The organism is Acinetobacter sp. 228, from assembly GCF_048147885.1.
The window spans coordinates 1-1172 of the sequence record NZ_JAYWYV010000432.1 but is presented as its reverse complement, the minus strand read 5'-3'; the positions used below and the strand labels follow the sequence as shown (position 1 = coordinate 1172).

2 protein-coding genes are annotated in these 1172 nt (G+C 37.4%); both read right to left on the bottom strand.

All coding sequences use genetic code 11. The features are described from left to right. Window positions 1-630, bottom strand: a 630-nt coding sequence (locus VXQ92_RS19625) for a molecular chaperone (protein WP_416682923.1), incomplete at its 3' end; no start/stop codon positions are given. 74 nt (window positions 631-704) lie between these two features. Next, on the bottom strand, window positions 705-1172 hold a 468-nt coding region (locus VXQ92_RS19620), incomplete at its 5' end, for a spore coat U domain-containing protein (protein ID WP_416682922.1).

The window sequence follows — 1172 nt, the reverse complement described above, 5'->3', positions numbered from 1 at the left end:
AATCGGATAGCTTCGTGATTGTTCTGCAAGAATATAACCATTCACTGTATTTACTTTAATGGAGTAACTCTTATTTTCTGTTAGATCTACAAGTTTTAAGTCATTTAAAAGTGCATGCCTGTTTCCAATATTGCTGATATTTAAAGAAGTGGTTTTTTGACTATTATCAATTTTCCAATTTAATTGAGTAATCGCATCTTTATTCACTACAAATACAGGTAATGATGAGCGAAGTAAGACATTTACACCTTGACTAACTTTGCGGCTATCCATAGGTTTCGGCAGCTCATCAATAATAATACGATAGGTTTTTTCACCAGAAACTGGTGTTGGATTAACTCTCACTACACGTAAATTATAAGAGTCATTAGGTTGTAATTTTAAAAAAGGTGGACTAACCGCAATTTCATCCGTAGGGGTTAATTGATCCTGTCCATTGTTTTGACTCCACTCAAATACACGCACCTGTAAATCGGTACTTTCATTTGACTGGTTATATAAACTAATCGAAGAAGCACTTTGATTACTTAAAATTTCCACCGTTACAGGCGAAAGACGAATTGTAGCGGCATAAATAGTGCTCGATAAAGATAAGAATAATCCCGTAATAATAAAAATGTTTTTTTTCATAATTAACCCAAGTATATATCTTTCTAAAGTATTAGCCCTTTTAAAGGGCTAACTATATTTATAATTTATAAAATTTAATAAGTTACTGTGACTGTCACAGTGTCAACATAGCTACCTGCACTTGGTAAAGTTGTACCAGCAGGGATACGGCCATACACGTTAACTGTCTGGACATTACCCGTGCCTGTTCCACTATAAGCAGTTGTTGCAACTCCAATAGCCGTAGCACGCCCTGTGTCAGAGTAAAGGTTATAAGGAATATATTCTGTAGTAGACGCGCCACCAATCATACGACGTTGAGTTGATAGAACATTTTGTCCACCATCACATGACAAAGTCCATGGCACTGTGTTGTTACACAACACCCTAATTGGAGTACCACCAGTAGTCGTAGTATCTGCGTCAACATTACCAGCCAGAGAACTTAAGGTGCCAAAGTCTAGAACTGCATTAGCTGTCGTACCAGTAGCTGAGGTATTCAGGACACAGCTATTTGTTACTGTAGCTCTAACCGTCAAGGTGCCTGTTGCTGTAGCGGCATT